This is a genomic window from Nitrosomonas sp., assembly GCF_019752095.1.
Classification (GTDB): domain Bacteria; phylum Pseudomonadota; class Gammaproteobacteria; order Burkholderiales; family Nitrosomonadaceae; genus Nitrosomonas.
Genome location: NZ_JAIEMO010000020.1, coordinates 18,947 through 42,164, shown reverse-complemented (window position 1 = coordinate 42,164; position 23,218 = coordinate 18,947). Strand labels below are relative to the sequence as shown.

General features: G+C 43.2%; 19 protein-coding genes and 1 pseudogene. 10 read left to right on the top strand and 10 right to left on the bottom strand.

Annotated features, from left to right (window positions below; translation table 11 throughout):
* Positions 1-438 (top strand): annotated as a pseudogene (locus K2Q13_RS06880) (glycoside hydrolase); the annotation flags it as partial.
* Between the two features lie 96 nt (positions 439-534).
* On the opposite strand, the gene K2Q13_RS06875 reads toward K2Q13_RS06880, so the two are convergent.
* The 3 genes from K2Q13_RS06875 to K2Q13_RS06865 form a co-directional block, all read right to left on the bottom strand.
* Positions 535-1,191 (bottom strand): response regulator transcription factor, encoded by a 657-nt coding sequence (locus K2Q13_RS06875; RefSeq protein ID WP_292920288.1) that lies wholly within the window; start codon positions 1,189-1,191, stop codon positions 535-537.
* Positions 1,181-3,289 (bottom strand): ATP-binding protein, encoded by a 2,109-nt coding sequence (locus tag K2Q13_RS06870; protein WP_292920286.1) that lies wholly within the window; start codon positions 3,287-3,289, stop codon positions 1,181-1,183. The genes K2Q13_RS06875 and K2Q13_RS06870 overlap by 11 nt, the downstream gene beginning before the upstream one ends.
* Before the next feature lie 683 nt (positions 3,290-3,972).
* A complete protein-coding gene (locus K2Q13_RS06865) occupies positions 3,973-4,860 on the bottom strand; it encodes a hypothetical protein (protein WP_292920284.1) in 888 nt (295 codons plus the stop codon).
* Between the two features lie 394 nt (positions 4,861-5,254).
* On the opposite strand from K2Q13_RS06865, the gene K2Q13_RS06860 reads away from it, so the two are divergent.
* From K2Q13_RS06860 to K2Q13_RS06840, 5 genes are all read left to right on the top strand, one after another.
* Complete coding sequence (locus K2Q13_RS06860) at positions 5,255-6,109, top strand: hypothetical protein (RefSeq protein ID WP_292920282.1); 855 nt, start codon at positions 5,255-5,257, stop codon at positions 6,107-6,109.
* 144 nt (positions 6,110-6,253) lie between these two features.
* Complete coding sequence (locus tag K2Q13_RS06855; RefSeq protein ID WP_292920280.1) at positions 6,254-7,486, top strand: bifunctional alpha/beta hydrolase/OsmC family protein; 1,233 nt, start codon at positions 6,254-6,256, stop codon at positions 7,484-7,486.
* A 7-nt stretch (positions 7,487-7,493) separates the two neighbouring features.
* A complete protein-coding gene (locus K2Q13_RS06850; protein WP_292920278.1) occupies positions 7,494-7,898 on the top strand; it encodes an RNA-binding S4 domain-containing protein in 405 nt (134 codons plus the stop codon).
* A gap of 17 nt (positions 7,899-7,915) precedes the next feature.
* Positions 7,916-8,701: an aldolase gene (locus K2Q13_RS06845; protein ID WP_292920276.1), complete on the top strand. Its 786-nt coding sequence runs from the start codon at positions 7,916-7,918 to the stop codon at positions 8,699-8,701.
* Positions 8,702-8,849: 148 nt separating this feature from the next.
* Positions 8,850-10,046, top strand: a complete 1,197-nt coding sequence (locus tag K2Q13_RS06840; RefSeq protein WP_292920275.1) for an HD-GYP domain-containing protein — start codon at positions 8,850-8,852, stop codon at positions 10,044-10,046.
* A gap of 134 nt (positions 10,047-10,180) precedes the next feature.
* On the opposite strand, the gene K2Q13_RS06835 is transcribed toward K2Q13_RS06840, so the two are convergent.
* From K2Q13_RS06835 to K2Q13_RS06820, 4 genes are all read right to left on the bottom strand, one after another.
* Positions 10,181-12,508, bottom strand: coding sequence for a nitric oxide reductase activation protein NorD (locus tag K2Q13_RS06835; protein ID WP_292920273.1), 2,328 nt, complete (start codon positions 12,506-12,508; stop codon positions 10,181-10,183).
* A 58-nt stretch (positions 12,509-12,566) separates the two neighbouring features.
* Positions 12,567-13,373, bottom strand: coding sequence for a CbbQ/NirQ/NorQ/GpvN family protein (locus tag K2Q13_RS06830; protein WP_292920271.1), 807 nt, complete (start codon positions 13,371-13,373; stop codon positions 12,567-12,569).
* A 111-nt stretch (positions 13,374-13,484) separates the two neighbouring features.
* Positions 13,485-13,841, bottom strand: coding sequence for a ribulose bisphosphate carboxylase small subunit (locus K2Q13_RS06825; RefSeq protein ID WP_292920269.1), 357 nt, complete (start codon positions 13,839-13,841; stop codon positions 13,485-13,487).
* A 79-nt stretch (positions 13,842-13,920) separates the two neighbouring features.
* Positions 13,921-15,342 (bottom strand): form I ribulose bisphosphate carboxylase large subunit, encoded by a 1,422-nt coding sequence (locus tag K2Q13_RS06820; RefSeq protein WP_292920267.1) that lies wholly within the window; start codon positions 15,340-15,342, stop codon positions 13,921-13,923.
* Between the two features lie 199 nt (positions 15,343-15,541).
* Here K2Q13_RS06820 and K2Q13_RS06815 point away from each other — a divergent pair, with 199 nt between their 5' ends.
* The 4 genes from K2Q13_RS06815 (at position 15,542) to rimO (ending at position 19,062) form a co-directional block, all read left to right on the top strand.
* Positions 15,542-16,459 carry a LysR family transcriptional regulator gene (locus K2Q13_RS06815; protein WP_292920265.1) on the top strand — a complete coding sequence of 306 codons (918 nt, stop codon included), beginning with the start codon at positions 15,542-15,544 and terminating at the stop codon, positions 16,457-16,459.
* A 126-nt stretch (positions 16,460-16,585) separates the two neighbouring features.
* Positions 16,586-17,218, top strand: a complete 633-nt coding sequence (locus tag K2Q13_RS06810) for a hypothetical protein (protein ID WP_292920263.1) — start codon at positions 16,586-16,588, stop codon at positions 17,216-17,218.
* A gap of 60 nt (positions 17,219-17,278) precedes the next feature.
* The gene (locus tag K2Q13_RS06805) at positions 17,279-17,503 is read left to right on the top strand and encodes a hypothetical protein (protein WP_292920261.1); all 225 of its coding nucleotides are present in this window, start codon (positions 17,279-17,281) and stop codon (positions 17,501-17,503) included.
* Between the two features lie 191 nt (positions 17,504-17,694).
* A complete protein-coding gene (gene rimO, locus K2Q13_RS06800) occupies positions 17,695-19,062 on the top strand; it encodes a 30S ribosomal protein S12 methylthiotransferase RimO (protein ID WP_292920259.1) in 1,368 nt (455 codons plus the stop codon).
* A gap of 14 nt (positions 19,063-19,076) precedes the next feature.
* On the opposite strand, the gene truB is transcribed toward rimO, so the two are convergent.
* The 3 genes from truB to infB are packed head-to-tail and all read right to left on the bottom strand — an operon-like array spanning position 19,077 to position 23,139.
* Entirely contained in the window at positions 19,077-20,036 is a 960-nt protein-coding gene (truB, locus tag K2Q13_RS06795) for a tRNA pseudouridine(55) synthase TruB (RefSeq protein WP_292920257.1), read from the bottom strand.
* Between the two features lie 41 nt (positions 20,037-20,077).
* A complete protein-coding gene (rbfA, locus tag K2Q13_RS06790) occupies positions 20,078-20,461 on the bottom strand; it encodes a 30S ribosome-binding factor RbfA (protein WP_292920255.1) in 384 nt (127 codons plus the stop codon).
* Positions 20,462-20,484: 23 nt separating this feature from the next.
* Entirely contained in the window at positions 20,485-23,139 is a 2,655-nt protein-coding gene (gene infB / locus K2Q13_RS06785; RefSeq protein ID WP_292920253.1) for a translation initiation factor IF-2, read from the bottom strand.
* Between the last annotated feature and the right edge of the window lie 79 nt (positions 23,140-23,218).

Genomic DNA, 23,218 nt, shown 5'->3' with positions numbered 1-23,218 from the left:
ACGATTCAAGAAATAAACTATCCACGCGAATATCTCAAGCAAATCACTTCAGCGATGGTGAAAATGGGAGGAGCACTTGGTTGCCCGGATGTTTATCCTGATGAACCAGGTTTGAATTTTCGTGGTAATCAGTATTCTCCCCCAGGCGCTTACAAGCATTTCTCTCAACTCTCAGGGATTGTACCTATCGCGCCGACAGTTGAGAAAGTCAATTATTTAAATACGCGCGGCGATAAAAAGGGCCATGTGCCAACAGTTCAGGAACTCCTGGTATTCGCACGCGATGATTTAAAGTCCAATTATATATTCTGGCAACGTCTTCCAGAATACGTCGATGATGTTCTAGAAGTGATGCGCTGGAAAAGACAGGCAAGTTCCCCATCAGGTGGTTTGAGAACGACTTGTCCGAGTACCTATCCATCCTGTACTTGGAATTAAATATTATTTGTTTGCAGTAGTCCTGGCTCAGTCTGTCAATCGCTTTGTCAAATTCGGTAGCTGTTTGTCAGGCCGAGTTTGGACTGCTATATTTTATTATTGATCAGCAAACCATTTGGTTGCGTAGCGAATTAAATCTCCAGTATCTCTTAATTTCAATTTAGTGCGAATATTAAATCGGTGTGTTTCTATCGTTTTAATGCTGCGAGATAAATGGTTTGAAATTTCATGGCTGTTATAACCTAGGCCAATCAAGTGGAACACCTCAAATTCACTGGGAGTGAGGGAGTTTACCGTAGCTTCTTGTTCATAACCTCTCACGGCGATTCGCTTTAATACTTGTTCTTGAATACTTTTGCTCAAGAAAATATTACCTTTCAATACTTCGCGAATCGCTGTTATCAGGACATTCCTTGGTTCCTGTTTCATCACATATCCTCGGGCGCCAGCTCTTAATGCACGCTCTGCATAGACAGATTCATCATGCATAGAAATAAAGAGTACAGGCAATGTGGGGTTTAATGATTGAATACTTTTAATGATTTCGAGTCCTGACACTGATTTGAGTGAAACATCCAAAATAAGAATATCAATAGAAATGTTTTTCTTGATGATTTCAATAGCCTCGGGACCATCTCCTGCTTCGCAGGAAACTTCCATATCCGTCTCCATATTAATCAACATCGCCATGCCGTGCCTAATCATGGCGTGATCATCGACTAACATTACTTTTGATTTAGTATTAACTGTCACCTTGATTTACTGGAACCATGAAATGCACTTCTACACCGCTCTCATTCCGTCTTAAAATTGTTAACTTACCGTCTAATTGTTTTGCGCGATAATGCATGATCTTTATCCCCATTCCAGAAAAAAAATTTTCTTCTGAGGTAGATCCATTGAAACCTTGACCATCATCACAAATTGTAAGATGTATGAATCTCTCACTTAATTCATTTATTGTTAAAGAAATAGATATATGCTTTGCTTTACCATGGATTACTGCATTATTAATTGCTTCTTGGGCAACTCGATACATATTCAGCGTTATTACACTGCCCACATCTTCGTTGCCTATATTATTAGTGAAAGTACAGGTAACATTATACGTTCCGCTAATTCGGGTGGCGAGCGTTTGAAGTGCAGATATCAATCCGTTGGCTTCTAATTCAAAAGGCAATAAAACTTTTGAGAGTTGCTTGATATTTACAACCAGATTTTGTGTTTGCAATGCAATGGATGCTGCCAATTCTGAAATTTTTTCACGTGGTTGATCCATGTCGCCGGTTTGCAATTCCAGAACACTGGCTTGAAATGCGACGGCGGCTATTTGTTGACCAATATTATCATGCAACTCTTGCCCAATTTTATGAACCTGGTCTTCTGCGACTGATACTAAAGCTTCCTCCAATTGTCTTAGCTCAATCCAGCCTTCTAAAACACTTGCAATTGCATCAATAAGTTTTTGTTCTTCGATATTGGAACCTTGCACATCCTGTGCATAGTAAACCCGCAAGTATCCATGATGTTTATGATTAATGTAGATATCAGATTGAATGAAAAAATTAAATATAGACTTTCTATCGTTCGATCTGACTGGTTTTATTATCTCGATAATATTAGCGGATTGTGCTTCAATAAGCTGGTTTTTATTATAATCTTTTGAGACATACCGTTTATCATTAATTAAAATTTCAGCTACGCTAGCATGAGGAAACTGTAAGGCGGGGATCAAATGCTTAAATATTTTCTGACATACCCCATCGATGGACATCTCCAGTTCCATTTCCTGTCGTATTTCATAAAGACAAGTAATTTCCTTGAGTCTTTTGCGTAATTCTTTTTCTTTATTAGTCAGTTCAATGGAATATTCTTCTGCTTTAACTTTTGATTGCCGCGCTTCCTTTTCAGAGCTTATTAGTTTTCTAATGAACCAATTCAATAACAAAATTTCAGCAAGAATTAGAGCAACTAAATAAAGGATGATGTCTTTTAATTTATCATTAACTGGCATAAACAACTCATCCTGATCCAATTTAAGTGTCATCACAACACCCAAAGTGGGTAACGGTGTATATGCCTCAATGACGGGAACACCCCGGTAATCAACTGCAGAAGCAAAACCATCCTTACCTTTTAACGCCATTTCCTTTGGGGAATTGTTTTCTCTACCATAGCTTATACTTAAGTGCGTAAATCTAATAGTGGCAGGACTGCTGATAAGACACGCAATTGCTTGACGATTTTCTGCTAAGTTAGCACAGATTAGAAATTCCACACTTTTCCCAATTGATTGAACATTCACAAAACTTCTGGTCAAATTAGGCAGTCTTGTTTCGGTGGTGATTCTTCCAATCTTTTTGCCTTGATTAAATACATTAACAGTTGTTCTCAGGATAAACACATTATCCCAAATAAGCTTTGAGCTTCCAGCGTTGTCCAGAAGTATTGTGGGATTTTCATTCGAGCTAAATACACCCACCTGAGACAGAATGTTGTCGTTGCGGTCATAAATTACCGCAGCGCTAAAACCTATCAGAGTAAGGGAATTTACATTTCGAGTCAGATTGCTACTTGCAGATTCATTGTCGATATTATCATTCAAATCCTGCATAAACTGAACAATAAAGGGCCTAAGTGCCAGAGCGCGGGTATCTTCTATTCCTTTTTCTATTCTTGTCTGAAACAATAATGCCTTACCTTCTAGGGCTCCAGTTAACCCTCTGCCTAATACGGTTTCAATTTGCTGACGCATCGCATTATAAACAGTGATTCCAGTTGTCAGAGTCAATCCCAATAATAAAAGACCACCTATGATGCTGATTTTGTGATCATCTTTTGTAAAAAACACGCTACTCTCCTTGGATTGTATTTGTTAGAAAGGATTTTCTCAAAACATTACATGATGTTGTGAACGTTCTAAACTTCGGGATGGCTAAGGCTTTCAGAAAAGACTAGTGTAACAATTAAATTATAATAAACAGCTGGTTAAATTTCTCTTGTGTCTGAAAGATTGTTTAATATTTCAGTGCTGGTATTTTTGTAACCAAGATTGGCCTTATTTTTAGAAAAAATCGTAACATGTTTACCCGATGATAGGGACTATTTAGGTAAGTAATTTATTGGCACCATACTGCTTGTTATAAAGAAACTAATGGATGAAGACTAATTCATACCCACTCAGTGCTCTTTTCCTTAAGCATAATAAAGGAGCATTTTGAACCTGTTTTTAACACCGAAGATTTAATCTCTTCCGGGTTTAATTCCCCACCCTTTGGGGAGAATGCTGGCTGAAAACCAGCAGATTGAAGAGCGAAGTTAATACTCCGCTGCTTGCGGCGGAGTGCTTTATTACAGATAGTTTTCCAGCGGCCTGTTACGTATGAATCTTGCAAATTATTCTATTGAGCCTTGAATAACACATGTTCACGTAGGCCTACGACAATACCTTACTACGAAGTAGTCAATGAAAAAATAAACTACTTGCTCAATAATGGCTAATCAATTGCGTGATCAATATATCCATTACCTTCTTTAATGTGGCGTCAGCAGTTTAACTGCTCGTCCAGTTTTTGGATGGTGCTCCACTTTCAGATGGTTCTCAAATTTCAGTCGAACATTTTTGGGGTGTTGTACGATTGCGTTAATGAGTTGTAGTAGCGGATAGTTTTGCGTATTTACTAGCCGATACTGATTGATCATTTTTAAAGTATGTGGTCCTTCTCCAGTAATCGCATTCGTTTCTTCTCTGGCCAGTTTTCGGCCTAATGTATAATGATGCGAATTTTCACTCGTCGCAGTGGTGATCAAATCACCCAATCCTGCCAATTGATAAGGACTGCCCGGCTGCCCGCCTAATTCAAGTACAATCTGATCCAATTCTTGCAAGGCGGCTACAGCAAGAAAGCCCCGCATATTGTCACCCAGCTTGAGCTCATCGGCCATGCCAAAGGCCATGGCATATACATTTTTTAAAATTACAGACCAGCTGATACCGGTAATGTCTGCGGTGTGTTCAAGCAGCAGTTTGGAGTGAGCGAAGCAGGTCTGAATCCTATCAAATGAAGTAAAGTCATGGCAACCCAATTGCCCAAAAGCATATCGATTGGATCGAATTTCTTCGGAAATCATTGGGCCATAAAGTAGGGCGTAAGGTTGTTCATACACAAGGTTGTCGGCAAATATTTGAGCCGCAGTTTTACCTGACTCATCCAACCCTTTGGCAATACTGACACATAAGCAGGTTTTTTTCAGCCTAGGTGCGATGTGCTGAATTACTTCACGATGCGGGTTCACCGGTAGGCAGAACAATACGATATCAGCCTGCGGCACGCTTGCTTCAAGATTGATGGATGAGCCGCTGTTTTGAGGAAATTTCTCCCAAATATCCAGTGCATGACGATCTTTGAGTAGAAATTCCATTGCATGCCCCATTTCCCCATGACCGAGAATAAGTATTCGGAACGATGTCATATAGAATTATTATTAAATAAATACGTTTGAGTGGCGCATGGTTTCTTTTCTAATTGAGAAGGATTATGTTTATTGGCTTTCCGGATGCGGCAATATGCCGCATTGCCAATAGCGATGCCTTAACCGATAATTCAATGGACATATTATGTAATACATTGAATAGAATTGTAGTACATCTGCTTTCAATAATTCTCAAAAACTCCAATAAAACACTGAGTAATTCTTAATCGACATTTTGCAACTGCCTGAAGGATAAAGACACATTGATTCTAAAGACAGTGTCCATTACATCATTTTTCTTTTAAGAATAAATTTACACTATCCATGCGAGGAATATCAGGACATGCCATTGACCATTAAACAACAAACTTCAATTCTTCAACTCATTTTGGCGATGTTCAATGCACCTCCAGGAGCGAGTAATCTCAATTATTTCGTTGCGCAGCTGAAACATGGTCAAGCATTGGAAAATTTGGCGCAATCATTGGCGAGAAGCGTTCTGTTTTTTGACAAACAATATGATGTTAATCTTACTCCCGTCGATTTTGCCGGTGCTTTGACAAAGGATTTGTTCGGCGATCGAATATCAAGCAGAAATAAGGCCTTAGTCATCGAGTATATGGTTAATAAAATATCGTCCGGATCATCCCAGACAGAATTAGTTTCAGAATTCATCAATGTCTTATTCTCGATTCCTACTTCTGATTCCAATTGGGGTGAAGCAGCTTTGCACTATCACATTCATAATGTCACAAAAATTATCAATCATTTATTATGCGATACCTTCACTGCTGAGAACAAAGCCGTTGTGATTGAATTTATTCTGGCTCAAATGAAGGTTGGAAAAACTTTTGGGACAATGATCGTTTGGGGCATTAGAACCTTGATCAGTGTCGATCACGATAATCCTGTTTGGGGGAGTGCGGCAAAGCTATTCGATAATCGAGTCGAAGTTGCAAAATATCATTCTATCGATAAAATCGGCATCGTTAAAGATCTTGCGGTTTTGCAACAAATTCTATCGGGTGTGACTGCGAATTTCGAGACAGTTGTAGTCGCAAAAGCTGCGATTGATAAATTACAGGATGATCCTGTGATGCAGCTACAATACTTTAGTCCATTTCGTCTGGATGAAGTATTGAAAAACGAGAAGCAAAATTCTGCATTATCCGCTGCGCAGGAATTAAAATTTGCATGACAGATGTTTCATAATTTTATCGAATTTATCATGGTACTTTTTCTATTCATGCGAATGAGCGGTTTTTAATCAGTCATTTTTGGTACTATTCAGACATGGCTAATTTAGGTTTTGTGTGATTTGCTGTGAAGAGGTCGATAGTCCATGCCACGTATTGAAGCAGTATTTGAGAATTCGCAAGGTGAATCATTAACGGGTTTGTTGGAGATGCCAACCGGCGCTGTTAAATCGTATGCGCTGTTTGCCCATTGTTTTACCTGCTCCAAAGATAATCCGGCGGCGGCACGCATTGCTCTTGCATTGGCTAGCCGGGGCATCGCCGTGTTACGGTTTGATTTTACTGGGTTGGGTACTAGCACAGGTGATTTCTCACACACCAATTTTTCGTCCAATATTCAGGATTTATTAGCCGCAGCGCAATATCTCGAGCAGCAGTATGCTGCGCCTTCATTGTTAATCGGACATAGTCTGGGCGGCGCTGCCGTATTAGCAGCGGCACAAGAGCTGTCGTTGGTAAAAGCGGTGGTTACTATCGGCGCGCCGGCAACCGCATCGCATGTCAAGCATTTGTTTGCAGATTCGTATCATAAATTGCAGGATCAGCAATCGGTACAAGTTGAGTTGGGTGGAAGAAGTTTTAATATTCGTCGTCAATTCATTGATGATCTGGAAAAATATAATTCCGTGGCGCATATCGGCGAATTGAGAAAGGCGTTACTAATCTTGCACGCGCCGCTGGATGACACGGTTTCGATAGACGAAGCAGCACGCATATTCACCGCGGCCAAACATCCCAAAAGCTTTGTATCGTTGGATGATGCAGATCATATGTTATCCAACCCGAAAGACTCCCAGTATGTTGCGGAGGTATTATCCGCCTGGGCAAGTTGTTACCTAGAAACGGATCAACTATCAGCAAAGCAAGAGGAAACTGCAAGACCATCGGTCAAACAGGGTGTTGTGATAGTGCGTGAGCGCGATAAAAAATTCACGCGTGAGATTTTGACACAGCATCACGGCTTGATCAGCGATGAACCCATCGCGCTTGGAGGTTCTGATCTTGGATTTAATCCTTATGAATTATTACTTGCCGCGCTGGGTAGTTGTACTTCAATGACCTTGCGTATGTACGCAAATCACAAGCAAATTGACTTGCAGGACATCCAGGTTGAGTTGCAGCATGATCGGATTCATGCTGAAGATTGCGCTGATTGTGAAAAACAAAAGACGCAAATTGACGTCTTAACACGAAACATTCGACTGACAGGCGATCTGAGCGATCAGCAACGTGCTCGATTATTGGAAATTGCCAATAAATGCCCGGTTCATAAAACGCTGCAAGACAAAATCCAGATAGATACCAATCTTGCAGATTAATACTGATATGCAATCCACAGAGAATAATGAAAAATATCGTATAGATAAATGGTTGTTTGCGGCGCGGTTTTTCAAAACACGCGCATTAGCAGCTGCAGCGATTGATCGTGGCCGGATCATGATTAACGATCAACGAATCAAGCCTGCCAAAACGATTGCAGTAGGGGATAAAATAGAAATCCGTATTAATAATTATCAGTATACGATTGAAGTATTGGGATTGTCGAATAAAAGAGGGTCTGCGCCACAAGCGCAGCAGCTTTATCGTGAAACCGATGAAAGCCGGGAGCAACGGGTGTTGTTAGCAGCACGGCTAAAAGCTCAGCCTCAGCCTTTTTTTGCCAAAGGACGTCCAACCAAGCGCGATCGACGAGAAATTGAACGGCTTACTTCAAGCACTGGTGAATTTTGAGGATCAAGTGAGAGAATATGAGCAATGACACCTTCAATTTAGGCAAAGAACAATTGATCAAACAATCGTTGGTGCAAATGGATCAACATTTGCAAGGCGCAAATTATACGCAAGCGCAAAAGTTGGCGCTGACCTGCAGAATTTTGTTTGATAATGGGCATGATTCAGGATTGGCCGGACAAATTACCGCGCGTGGCGAACAACCGGGTACTTATTTGACGCAACGATTGGGATTCGGTTTTGACGAAATTTGCGTCAGCAATTTATTGCTCGTCAATGAAGATCTGGAAGTATTGGAAGGCGACGGCATGGCCAATCCGGCCAATCGCTTTCATTCCTGGTTGTATCGCGCCCGGTCTGATGTGCAGTGCATTATTCATACGCATGCCATACATACCGCTGCACTGAGCATGCTGGAAGTGCCACTGGAAATCTCGCACATGGATAATTGCGTGCTCTACGATGATGTAGCTTTCCTGCCTAAGTGGCCGGGCGTTCCAGTGGGCAATGATGAAGGCGAACTGATTGCCAAAGCAATTGGTGACAGACATGCCTTATTGTTAGCGCACCACGGCCTATTGATCGCCAGTACAAGTATTGAAGAAGCGTGCATACTGGCGCTTGCTTTTGAACGGGCGGCGCGAATGCACCTGCTGGCAGCATGCGCCGGTAAGATTCAGCCGATTGATCCCGATTTAGGGCGGGAAGCGCGCGATTGGATCCTGCGCGGACAACGCAGTAGCGTGGCTTTTGCGTATTATGCGCGGCGTACTTTAAGAAAAGCAGCGGATTGCCTGGAGTAACTGTGAGCGTCCATGTATGTAGCATTCTCGAAATACTTGCCCGCCCACTAAATCGGATCTAGCTCAATCACGCTATTTTGTCCAACTTGGGTTGACGGGATACATCCCAATATATTAAATTTCTTTTTTGCTTTTTAGATTGTGCCTGATGATAAAAAAAGTGCAAGTCAGTGAAGTCCGGTTGGGAATGTATATTCATGCAATTGGTGGCAATTGGATGGAACACCCGTTCTGGAAAAAATCTTTTAAGCTGGATCAGAAAAAAGACCTGGATAAGCTTGTGAACTGCAATCTGGATGAAATATGGATTGATACCAGTAAAGGCCTTGATGTTGCCAAAATTATCCAGGTAGAAAATCCTGAACCTGTGATTTTGGATCAACCGTTACAACCAACTAAGAAACCGGTCGCACGGGTTTCGGTCGAGGAAGAACTGCATGCCGCCAAAATAATTCAACATAAAGCAAAAGAAGCGGTCGTTGCGATGTTTGGTGATGTTCGAATGGGTAAGGCTTTAGAAATTGAAGAAGCGGAATCATTAGTGGATGAGATCAATCAATCAATGGAGCGAAATCCAAATGCGTTGCTTACATTGATTCGATTGAAAAATGTCAACGAATATACCTACCTGCATTCGGTTGCGGTTTGCATGCTGATGGTGGCTTTGGGAAGGGTGTTGGGTTTAAGCGCGGTGCAAATTAAACAAGCAGGCACTGCCGGATTGTTGCATGACATAGGAAAAATGGTGATTCCGAATGAAGTGCTCAACAAACCCGGAAAATTGACGGATGAAGAGTTTGTCATTATGAAGAGCCACCCGAAACGCGGCTGGGAAATTCTAAAATCCTGTTACCAGGTCCATGAATCAGCTTTGGATGTTTGTTTGCACCATCACGAGCGAGTAGATGGAAAAGGCTATCCGGAAAAATTGTCCGGTGACGCACTATCGTTGTTTGCGCGGATGGGTGCTGTTTGCGATGTTTATGATGCAATCTCTTCAGATCGTTGCTACAAATCAGCTTGGTCTCCGGCTGAGTCGATACGCAAAATGGCTTCTTGGAAAGACGGGCATTTTGATGAAACTGTTTTTCAGGCCTTTGTAAAAACAATAGGTATTTATCCATCCGGAACCTTGTTAAAACTCAAATCCGAGCGACTGGGCGTGGTGATCGAGCAGTCTACAAAAAAACTCACTACGCCTATCGTAAAAATTTTCTTTTCTACCCGAATCAACGCACATATTCATTCGGAAATTATAGATTTATCAAAAGAGACTGATGCCATTCAGAGTATCGAAGATCCGGCTAAATGGGATTTTGATCTCAAGAAGATTCAGGGAATCTGATCCGCTTTCGCAATTGCTATGCTTGCTTGATATTTATAACGAATTTCACGGGAGAAAGTTTTAGTGCTTCCGGGTATTTGTATTCTTGATAAGCATCTGTCTCTGCCGGAAATCATTTAACTGTATTCGGTAATTTACCTCGTTAACCCAGCATACAACACCGGTAATTTCTCCGGTAAGTGCTCCACGTGATCCACAACTAAATAATTGCGTTCGCCGAAAATACGCGAAACATATTGATCAGCTCGGGGATCGAGGCTCATGCAGTAAGTAAGGATGCCGCAACGGCTTGCTTCTTCCACCGCCTTCTTGGTATCGTGACGCAGGTATTGCGGATCGCGCACGTCGACGTCAGCGGGTTCGCCGTCGGTGATGACAAGCAGCAGTTTTTTAGCGGATTTCTGCAGTTTTAGATAATGACTGGCATGACGCATTGCGGCACCCATGCGAGTCGATAATTGCCCGGTCATGCCGGCAAGGCGTGCTTTAGGGATTTCATTGTAGGGTTGTTCGAAATCCTTGAAGCGGAAATATTCCACATCATGTCGCCCATCTGAACAGAAACCGTGAATCGCAAACGGATCACCAATTTTGTCGATGGCGTTGGCAAGGAGCACGGTGGCTTGGCGGGTCAGATCCAGTACCGTGTGGTCATGACCGGAGACTTTTTCGTTGGTGGATTCAGATAGATCGAGCAGCACTAGTACCGAGATATCGCGTACTTTGCGTACCGAGCGCATCATGATGCGCGGATCGGGCTGCATGCCCATGCGGATATCGATCATGGAGCGGATGGCGGCGTTGATATCAATTTCATCGCCATCTTCCAGTTTGCGAATGCGGCGTGTACCCTGTGGTTGCATGGCGTCGAGCAAGAATTTCATGCGCGCAATTTCACGTTTGTACTGTAATGCGATGTCATCAATGCACTGCATGTCGCCCAGCTTGGCGCGCTTTTCCTGTACAGTAGCCCAATCCGGGCGTTCCAGTTGAATTTGATAATCCCATTCGGAATAGTGGTACGGCGCTGAGACGGGCTCCTTGCCTTCTGTTTGATTGAATGAAACACCGTTATCTTCATAGGGGAAGAATTCGGTGCCCATGACCCAGATTTCCTGTGCATCATCGCCGGCTGTTTCCACTTCAACTTCATTGGCAAATTCCATCACATTGACGTATTTACGGACTTGTTTAGGCGCTTGGTAACCAGCGGTAAGCGATTTGTTGAAATCAAATTCCTCGAATTCCCAAAAGTAGCGGTTATCGTCGCGATATGGTGCCGTGAGTATATCGGTGCGGGCATTGAATGGAATATTTTTAGTGCGGAAACTATGTGTGAGTTGTACGCCGATATCCCACGAAATTTGGTAACTATTCAGATTATCTTGCGCGGCTTTAAACAATTTGCGGGCTTCAACGATCCACGGATCTTTATCCTTGTAGTCCGGATCAAGCAATGCACGCGCTAAGCGGTTGAGATAATCACCCATCGAAACGTTCATGTCCGGGCTGGCGTTGTGCAGTGCTGACCAGGCTTTGCGCAGGCCGGGAAAGTGACGAATTGAGAGTTCTTCTACGCGAGCGTCTTCGATGATGGCAATGATCGCCATTTGCATTGGATTCAACCCTTCTGCGGAAATCGGCACCTTGGTTTCCACCAGATGCGCGGCAGCGTGCGCGGCAGCGGCGCGATAGACTTCGGTGGCGGAAATGTCGCCATAACTGTCATAAGCATCGGGCAGGTGAATGAAATAATTTTCAATGAACGGCTTGTAGCCCTCGCGTGATTCAAAGTCGCCAGAAGTCGGTTTCATGAAAAAATCCCGACCCCAAAGTGCGCGTAGATACATATTGATACGGCGCTGCACATCGACAAACAGCGTGCCTTTACGTTCTTTCTGCAGGATTGCGAGCGATTCCTTGGAATCTAATCCGAAGTATTTGACTTGCTCTTCGTAGTTGGTGCGATGCGCATGCGCGCCCCACATGGCCCAGCGGCGCAAGCCCCCTAACGTCAGTTGACCGAACAGGATATCCAGTTTATTGAGCATTGGACGTATGCCACGCGGCGCTTGTGCAATCAATGTATTCAGGAATTGCAGATAGTTTTGGAATAGTTGCGTATCGCCGAGACGTTTGGCTGCTGTGGGGGAACTGGCTAAAACCAATTCAATCACAGCACCCGAGGTGCGTGAGGCAAGCGAAAGAACAGAAGTGGCTAAATCAGCAATAATATCTTCACCGACTTCTTTAGCTACCAGTGGAATTTCATCAATCCAGCAATCAACTAGGCTGCGTCCGCGCCCCAATCTCTGTAGTGCTGAAACACCTTTCAGGTAATTATCCAATCCACGCGGTGAAAAAATTTTAACGACTTCAGGCCAGGCATGGTGAAGTAATTCAATGGATTCGGGTTCCAGATCTTCCAGTAGTTCTTTGTAGTCATTCAGATTAATACTCATGAAAGTACCTGTCTATCTTCATAAAACAATCGATCGGTTTCTGAATTCTGAAAGCCGCTTAATTAAAAAAAGTACTAACCGCTGCGTCCAGTGCATCACGCATATCAGGGTCGTCGGTAATCGGGCGCACCAATGCGACACGGCAGGCTGCATGGGCGTCGACTTTCTTGGTGATCAGGCTACCCGCATAAATCAGCATACGTGTTGAGATACCTTCATCCAAGCCATGTCCTTTCAGGTTGCGAGCGCGCTCAGCGATGGATACCAATTTTTCGGCGATATCAGAAGATACACCGGATTCGTGCGCAACAATTTCGCTTTCTATATCATGATTGGGGTAATTGAAATCCAGCGCGCCGAAACGTTGTTTGGTCGATTGTTTCAAATCTTTCATCAAGCTTTGATAACCAGGATTGTAAGAAATGACCACCTGGAAATCTGCGTGCGCTTGAATCAACTCACCTTTCTTTTCTAAAGGTAGCACACGGCGGTTATCGGTCAGTGGATGAATGACGACCGTAGTATCTTGGCGGGCTTCGACCACCTCATCCAGATAGCAGATTGCGCCATAACGCGCAGCAACAGCTAATGGCCCATCTTGCCAGCGTGTGCCATTGGCATCTAATAGAAAACGTCCCACCAAATCAGAGGCGGTCATGTCTTCGTTACAAGCAACGGTAATCAGCGGTTTTTTTAATTTCCAAGCCATGTATTCGACAAACCGGGTTTTACCGCAGCCGGTAGGACCTTTCAGCATCATAGGCATTCGTACCGAATAGGCGGCTTCATATAATTTCACCTCATCAGCTACAGGATGGTAATAGGGCTCAGTGGTTACACGGTATTGATCAATGATTTTGCTCATGATGAACTCCTGTTCTTGCTATCTGAAAAGTACTTTAATTTTGATCAAAAAAAAACCCCCGATCCTGTTACAGGTAAGGGGGGTCTAGGGTACGAACCCCGTTGTGTCTGTCTAGACAGTCTTGCCGCGGTATATCACCATGGCTGTGCCTTGTGACTGGTTGAAATTGTTGTAACCAATCAAGCGAACATGATTGTTCGGATTAGCTTTATGACATGCGGCAGCTTCTGCCAGTACGCGGTCTACATCTGTTTCGCCAAACATGGGTAGTTTCCACATGTACCAGTAGGAATCCATAATATATTCTGGTTCCGTGTGTTCAATGGCAGGATTCCAGCCTTTATTGATCAAATATTGCACTTGCTTTTTGATGTCTTTGTCAGCCATCGCAGGCAGGTAGGAAAATGTCTCAAACTTACGGCTTGCTGGATCACTGACACGTGATTTGTAATCGATTACTTCGGTCATAATTTATTCCTCATTTTTAGAGAGATGAAGAAGAAAAGCATGGTTAAGCGTCCGCTCTTCTTCTTTAGTTATGTATTGCTTACTTGTGCGCTATGTCTAACTTATCAACCGTATCAAACTCGAACTTAATCTCTTTCCATGTTTCCATGGCAATTTTTAGTTCAGGGCTGCTCTTGGCTGCCTTGGTCAGAATTGCTTTACCTTCTTTCTCGATTTCAACGCCTTGGTTACGTGCTTCTACGCAGGCTTCTAATGCAACCCGGTTAGCAGCAGCGCCAGCAGCGTTACCCCATGGGTGACCCAAGGTACCACCACCAAACTGCAGGCAGGCATCGTCACCGAAAATCGCGACCAGTGCTGGCATATGCCAAACGTGAATACCGCCTGAGGCAACCGGGAATACACCTGGCATGGAACCCCAGTCCTGATCGAAGAACAGGCCGCGACTGCGGTCTTCTTTGATGAATTTATCACGCATGGTATCGATCCAGCCGAGAGTTGCTGCGCGGTCACCTTCAAGTTTGCCGACCACAGTACCGGAATGCAGGTGATCACCGCCTGATAAACGCAGCACTTTGGTTAAGACGCGGAAATGGATGCCATGATGTGGATTGCGATCAAGCACGGCGTGCATAGCACGGTGAATATGCAACAGCATTCCGTTGTTGCGGCACCAGTTTGCTAGTCCCGTATTGGCTGTTAAACCACCCGTTAAGTAATCATGCATAATGATTGGCGCGCCTAATTCCTTAGCAAACTCTGCGCGTTTATACATTTCTTCTGGGGTTGGTGCGGTTACATTAAGGTAGTGACCTTTGCGTTCACCGGTTTCTCGCTCAGCTTTCTGGCAAGCTTCCACCACGAATTCGAAACGATCGCGCCAGCGCATGAAAGGTTGGCTGTTAATGTTTTCGTCGTCCTTGGTCAGATCTAAACCACCGCGTAGACATTCATATACGGCGCGACCATAGTTTTTTGCTGATAGGCCCAGTTTGGGCTTAATGGTACAACCTAACAGTGCGCGGCCATATTTATTCAAGCGATCGCGTTCTACCTGAATACCTGCAGGAGGTCCACCGCAAGTTTTGACATAAGCAATCGGGAAACGGACATCTTCTAGACGTAATGCGCGTAGCGCTTTAAATCCAAATACGTTACCTACTAACGAGGTCAACACGTTAACTACCGAGCCTTCCTCAAACAAATCGATTGGGTAAGCTACGAAAGCATAATAACAAGAGTCATCCCCAGGTACATCTTCAATCTTATAGGCACGCCCTTTATAGTAATCCAAATCGGTCAACAGATCAGTCCACACCGTGGTCCAAGTGCCTGTAGAAGATTCTGCAGCGACGGCAGCTGCTACTTCTTCACGAGGCACGCCGGGTTGCGGCGTAATTTTAAAACATGCCAGAATATCTGTGTCTAATGGGATGTAATCAGGGGTCCAGTAAGTTTGTCTATATTCTTTTACACCAGCGTTATATGTTTTTACTGCCATAGTTTCTTCTCCAGTTAAATTCCACTCAACTCCAGTCAAAAGCTCAGACAGAAACGAGGGGAGATTGCGTTACACACAACAAACATGACTACTTAAGCCTATGAATGACACTATAGCGTCATATATCCATAAGAACAAATCAATAATATTGATGTGTATAATAAGGTATTGCTTATATTAAATCTTAGTGAAACGATGCATGCTACATCTTACATTACGTCAATTGCAAGTGTTTGAATCGGTTGCCAGGCATTTGAGTTATTCACGTGCCGCTGATGAACTCCACCTGACACAACCCGCTGTTTCTATGCAAATCAAACAGCTGGAAGGCAATATTGGTTTGCCGTTATTGGAGCAGTTGGGAAAACGAATTTATCTGACCGAAGCGGGAAGTGAATTGTATCAATACAGTCGATCGATTGCTCAGCAGCTATCCGATATGGAAGTGGCTTTAGATGAATTAAAAGGTATGGAACGTGGCAAGCTGAATATTTCCGTCGTTACTACAGCGAATTATTTTGCGCCGCATTTATTAGCAAAATTTTGCCAACGTTACCAAGGTGTGACCGTGAGTTTAAATGTTTCCAATCGTGAAGCAGTTTTGAAACAACTGGCGGATAATTTGATTGATCTTGCAATTATGGGGCAGCCTCCCGAGAATCTGGATATTGATAGCGAATCTTTCATGGAGAATCCATTGGTTGTTGTGGCGCCGCCGGATCATCCATTGTGTAGTGAGCGATTTATTCCGGTAGAACGATTGGCCGAGGAGACCTTTTTAGTGCGGGAATCCGGTTCTGGCACACGCAGTGCCATGGAACGTTTTTTCGCCGCACACAAAATCACGATCAATAAAGGCATGGAAACAGATACGACTGAAGCTATCAAACAAGCTGTACAGGCAGGTATGGGGTTGGGTATCATGTCGCAGCATACTGCGGAGCTGGAACTTGAAACGAGCCGGTTGAAAATTCTGGATGTTCAGGGTTTTCCCATTGTGCGTTACTGGCATGTCGTGAACCGGAAAAATAAACGCTTATCCAGTACTGCAAATGCATTTAGAGAATTCTTGCTAAAAGAAGCAGAAAAGTTGATGTTGGTGTCGAAACGATCATAATGCTTTGACTAATAAAAAAATATCACGCATTCTTTGCATGTGCGAAGTGCCTGACTTTTGTTTTTAGTTAAGCATAATTCTTAATGAATAATCAATTTTAGTTAGATTGATAAAACTACTGCCAAAGTGAATAAATCGACTACAGTAATTGTTAGTTTATGGTGTGGTTTAAGCGCATTGTTGATTCTATTGATTGATGTTAAAACATCATTGGGTATTGCCGGCGGCGTTCCCTATATTGTTGTAGTATTAATTTCATTGAAATTACCGCACAAACACTTCACCATAGCAGTTGCAACATTCTGTACCATTTTAGTTTGGGTCGGATATCTAGGATCGCCGCCCAGTGGAGTTGAAATGTATATAATTTATACCAATCGCTTTCTAAGTATCTTAGCAATCTGGGTCACAACTATTTTGACATTATCGCAGCGCGATAGCGTTAACCAATTACATCAAGAACGACTAAAGCATTTACAGTCGCTTAGAGAAGCTGAAATTCAGCAAGAAAAATTAAAAATGCTCAAAGCGACTATGCGAACAGTACAGGATATTACTGGCAATTTTTTGAACAATTTGCATTTCTTCAAACTGGAGATTAATAGAAATGACACGTTGTCACCTGAGTCAATGAAAAAGCTTGATCAGGTGATCCAGGAAACAACACTGCGGTTAAACAAGTTAGCAGATTTGGATGAAATTCGTGAAAAAAAGATGGCAGGCGATATGGTGGGTATAGATTATGATCAAGCCAACTAAAGATAAGAATACAACCAACGCGTGATAACTTATTGAAATAAATAAAGAGGGTGAATCATAATGTCAGGGCAGGGATCGGGTGGAAACGTATTAGCTGCTGTATGCAGCTTTTTTATACCAGGATTAGGGCAGCTGGTGCAGGGGCGTTTATTGCCAGCTTTTTTGTTTTTTGCTATTTGTGGTACAGGCTATTTTTTTGCGGTGCTGATTATACCTGCAATCATCGGCGGAATTTTTCATCTTTGGTCAATTATTGATGCGGCTCGATTTTCTAAGTCTACGTAATCAATGGCGAGTTTAAGCTAGTTTTTTGCCGGATTCCTCGAGTCTAGAGAGCTTTTTATTTCATTGTCGCTTATTGCTAAGCAATTTATTTTGTTACTGCTTTGTCACTGGCAGTAGAAAATAATTGTTTGAATTGGTATTCAGATACAATCTAAGTTATTTCAAAATAACCATCTCTAAATAATTATTTTATGTCGTCAGCTAAGCAGGTTTTACAAAAAGTTGGTTTTGTCTCTCTGGGGTGTCCAAAGGCGTTGGTCGATTCAGAGCAAATTTTGACTCAGTTACGGGCTGAAGGCTATGAAATATCGGCTTCATACCAAGATGCCGATCTAGTTGTAGTCAATACTTGCGGGTTTATTGATAGCGCTGTTGAAGAATCTCTGGATGCCATTGGCGAAGCTTTGGTGGAAAATGGCAAAGTGATCGTGACAGGTTGTCTCGGTGCAAAAGAAGATGGAGAGGTTGTCAAAAAAACCCACCCACAGGTGCTGGCGGTTACCGGGCCGCATGCGTTGCCAGAAGTTATGTCCGCCATACATGCGCATTTGCCACAACCCCATGATCCTTATATCAGTTTGATACCTCCGCAGGGAATCCGCCTGACACCGAGACATTATGCGTATGTGAAAATTTCCGAAGGTTGTAATCATCGGTGCACGTTTTGTATTATTCCATCAATGCGCGGTGATTTGGTTAGCCGTCCGATTCATCAGGTGTTACAGGAAGCCGAACATTTGGTAAATGCCGGTGTTAAAGAGTTGTTGATCATATCGCAAGATACCAGCGCTTACGGTGTGGACGTGAAATACCGTACTGGCTTTTGGCAAGGGAGACCGGTGAAAACACGCTTGACCGAGCTTGCACAGGCTTTGGGATCGCTGGGAGTGTGGGTGCGGCTACACTATGTTTATCCATATCCGCATGTGGATGAAATAATTCCACTGATGGCCGAAGGTAAAATATTACCTTATCTTGACGTGCCTTTTCAGCATGCAAATCCGCGCATTCTCAAAACGATGAGACGGCCTGCAAGTGCTGAGAATAATTTGGATCGAGTTCAACAATGGCGGAAAATCTGCCCTGATATCACATTGCGAAGCACCTTCATTGTCGGTTTTCCGGGTGAAACCGAGGCGGAATTTGAAGATCTTTTAGCTTTTTTGCAAGAAGCGCAATTGGATCGCGTCGGTTGTTTTACGTATTCTCCCGTTGAAGGTGCTGCTGCCAATCAATTGCCTGATCATATACCCGAGGCAATCAAGCAAGATCGTCGAGCGCGTTTCATGCAACGACAGGAAGAGATCAGCCGCCAACGATTAGCTGCGAAAGTAGGTCATACAATGACGGTCATGATTGACGAATTAACTGAGAGTCAAGTGATTGCACGGAGTAGCGCGGATGCACCGGAAATTGATGGATTGGTTTATGTGGAAAAAGCTGAACACCTGCTGCCAGGTGAATTCATTGAAGTCCAAATTACTGGTTCGGATGCTCATGATTTGTTTGCCGTCACGTTAAATCGCGATCCTTCGTATCATAGCAGCGGTTCGAAATAGGAAGTTTTTTTATATTACCCGGAGAAATTTTGTGTGGCGTATTCCAGTAAATAGGAGTCTGAAAGCAATCGCTTTGCTGTGATTGTTTGTTCTATTGTGATTTCACCCAACCCTAAGAATTGATGCTGCTCGGAATACAATCGAACCAGTTTCCCATCCTTCATCATCCCACTGATGTTTTCCGGGCATAAAATATTGCGGCCCTGCTGAATATGCAATGCGTTCAATCGATCTAAAGTGATTGACGGATAATCATATAGCAAATAATCAATGGGTAATAAAGAATTGTCCCGTTCGGATAGACTCATGTTTTTAAGTGCGATTAAGGAATATGCTTGTGATAAATCAAAACGATCTATCGCTGTACGGCGTAAGCCTGTCAAATAAGCGCCGCCGCACCCCATTGCTTTGCCAATATCTTCAGCAAGTACCCGAATGTAAGTGCCAGCGCCGCATTGAATGCTTAACTGTAATTCATTGTGATTAAGTGATTGAATTTGAATTTCGTAGATGACTATTTCACGTGCTTGACGTTCAATGACTTCGCCATTTCTAGCATAACAATAGAGCGGCTTACCATGATGTTTAAGTGCGCTGAACATGGGCGGCATTTGTTTGATTCTGCCGATAAATTGCGTCAGTGTTTGTTGGCATTGTGTGAATGTTGGATTCGGAACAGTTGCTGCAATCTGACTGATTACGCCTTCCGCATCACCGGTTGTGCTCATGAAACCGAGTTTTAACGTTGCTTCATAGATTTTGCTAGCGCCTAGCAATATCGATGAGAATTTGGTGGCTTCGCCGAAACAAACTGGGAGTAATCCAGTTGCCATGGGATCCAGAGTCCCAGTATGCCCGCATTTGGCAGCAACAAATAATTGTTTTGCAGTTTGCAATGCTTTATTGGATGAAATCCCATAGGATTTGTCCAATAATAAAACGCCACTAATGTTACGTTTCTTGGGCTTAAGCAAGTTATTTGATGGGGTATTAATGTGCAATCAACTGAAATTGATTAGTTATCTGAATCTGTTGGATGAAGTGATTTATCTTGGGCAACGGCTTCGTCGATTAATTTTGATAAACGAAAACCACGTTCAACTGATTCATCATAAACAAAATGTAACTGCGGGACAAGGCGCAGTTTCATGCGATGAGATAAATTTGAGCGCAGAAAACCTTTAGCGTGCTCTAAGCCTTCTTCTACTAGAGAGTTCTCATCCCGGTGAACTAATGTGGTGTAAAAAATCTTGGCATGACTATAATCACGAGTTACTTCGACAGCCGTGATGGTGATTTGTTTGACGCGCGGATCCTTAATTTCATTTTGTATTAAGTCCGCCAGCTCGCGTTGTATTTGATCGGCAATACGTAAACTACGGGAAAAGTCTTTAGGCATGCTTTATGTTGTATAAACGCTTGCTACAGGAAGCGTGCGGTTTCGATAATTTCATAGACTTCCAGTTGGTCACCTACTTGAATATCATTAAAATTCTTGAGCGATAAGCCGCACTCAAAGCCTTCTCTGACTTCTTTAGCATCATCTTTAAAACGCTTCAGTGAATCGAGCTCGCAGCTATGAAGCACCAAGTCATCTCGCAATATTCTGACTAATGAATTTCTTTTGACGATACCATCCAATACGTAACATCCGGCTACTACGCCTACTTTAGGTATACGATAGACTTCACGAATATCAATCAGGCCCAGAATACTTTCTTTACGTTCAGGTGACATCAATCCTGAGAGTGCGGCTTTTATTTCATCGACCGCTTCGTAAATAATGTTGTAATACCGTACGTCGACATCGTTGGCGGCTATCAATTTACGTGCGCCTGCATCTGCGCGAACATTAAAACCGATAATTACAGCTTTTGATGCTATTGATAGATTGACATCTGACTCAATAATTGCACCCACTCCGCTGTGGATGATGTTGACTTTAACCTCATCAGTTGCAAGCTTCTGTATAGAATATGCTAATGCTCCACAAGATCCTTGAACATCAGCCTTGATGATCAAGGATAGAATTTTTACATCGTCTTGCTGATCAAAAACGCTTTCAAGTTTCGCGGCTTGTTGTTTTGCAAGTTTGACATCGCGGTATTTACCTTGACGGAATAAAGCGATTTCTCGTGCTTTCTTCTCATCATCCAGCGCAAGAACTGTTTCGCCAGCTTCAGGAACTTCGGATAAACCCTGAATTTCAACCGGAATAGATGTTCCTGCTTGCTTAATAGCTTTGCCGTTTTCATCGGTCATGGCCCGCACCTTGCCAAATACTGCGCCAGCCAGTAGCGCATCGCCACGCTTTAGCGTTCCTGATTGCACCAGAATTGTAGCGACAGGTCCACGCCCTTTATCCAGGCGTGATTCAATTACGACCCCTTTAGCAGGGGTGTTAACTGGCGCTTTAAGTTCCAATACTTCGGCTTGTAATAATATGGTTTCCAATAAGGTGTCAATACCTTGTCCTGTTTTAGCCGAAACTTCAACGAACATTGTTTCGCCACCCCATTCCTCAGGTAAAACCTCGTGGGCAATCAATTCCTGTCGAATACGTTCAGTGTTTGCGTCAGGCTTGTCAATCTTGTTAATTGTCACAATGATGGGCAGATTTGCCGCTTTTGCATGATGTATAGCTTCAATAGTTTGAGGCATAACGCCGTCATCTGCGGCGACTACGAGAATGACAATATCGGTAATTTTTGTGCCGCGTGCACGCATTGCGGTAAATGCTTCATGACCGGGTGTGTCCAAGAAAGTAATCATGCCGTGATCAGTTTCTACATGGTAAGCGCCGATATGTTGGGTAATGCCACCAGCCTCGCCGCCAGCAACACGCGTGCGACGGATGTAATCCAATAATGAAGTTTTTCCATGATCGACATGCCCCATAACAGTAACTACAGGAGCGCGCGCAACCAGCTCTGATTCAATTGCTGTGGATTCACGGTCAGCAAGGAAACTCTCGGGGCTATCCAATTCGGCATATTTTGCAATATGCCCCATTTCTTCCACGACGATCATTGCAGTGTCTTGATCCAACATTTGATTGATTGTCACCATGCTGCCCATTTTCATCAATACCTTAATAACGTCAGCAGCTTTAACCGACATTTTCTGAGCAAGTGCACCCACGGAAATGGTTTCTGGCACCATAATATCGCGCACAATTGGCTCCGTCGGAGCGGAGAAGCCATGAATATTCTGATCTTCTGTATGTACAGGTTTGCTATGCTTGTCTCTACGGGTTCTCCAACCTTGTCCGCTGCTAAGATCACCGTGGGTTTTAACACCTCGTTTCTTGGTATTTTCATCTTTCCAAATGACTTGCTGCTTGGTTTGTTTCTTTTTCTTGTCCGCTTTTTCTTCAGGTTTTACTGCCGGTTTATGTAATGTTCCGTCAGTCGAGCTAGATTGTGAATCTATATTGCTCTGTTGCTGAGTTTCATTGTTCTTAGCAGTGATTGGGTGTACACCATTTATTGGTTGAGTAGTATCTGAAGACTGTGGTGTGGTTGTTGACAGGTTCGTTTCAGTAATTATTTCTGCCTCGGCAGTTTTCTTTTGTGCAAGATCAGTCGTTTCTGTATTTTTGCGCGCCTTTTTTTGCCTTACTTCTTCAGCTTGGCGTGCAATTAGCTCCGCTTGTTTTCTTGCTTCTTCATTGCGCAAAGCCAATTGATCTTCATCAATGACGGATCCTGTAGTTGCTTGATTGGTAACATCCGCTGGTTTGCTTGCTGTTGCCGGTATAGTGTCAGCATCGCCAACCATCATTGGTTTTGTCAGGACGCGTCTTTTCCTAACCTCTACTTGAATGGTCCGTGCTCGGCCAGTACTGTCAGATTTCCGAATCTCGGAGGTTTGTCGGCGTGTCAGAGTAACTTTGTTTTTGGTCTCAGTTGTACCGTGTGTTTTTCTTAGATAATCAAGTAACAGAGCTTTATCTTGCTCAGTCAAACTGTCTTCTACCAGCATTTTTTTTACACCGGCAGCCTTAAGTTGCTCCAGCAGTACTGCCGGTAGCAAACCCAGTTCATTCGCAAATTGTTCCACACTCATTTGAGCCATTTATAACCTTCCAACAATCAAAACTACAGACAGGTTCCACTATAAAATGAATAAATCGGCTAATCTATTATTAGCCAGT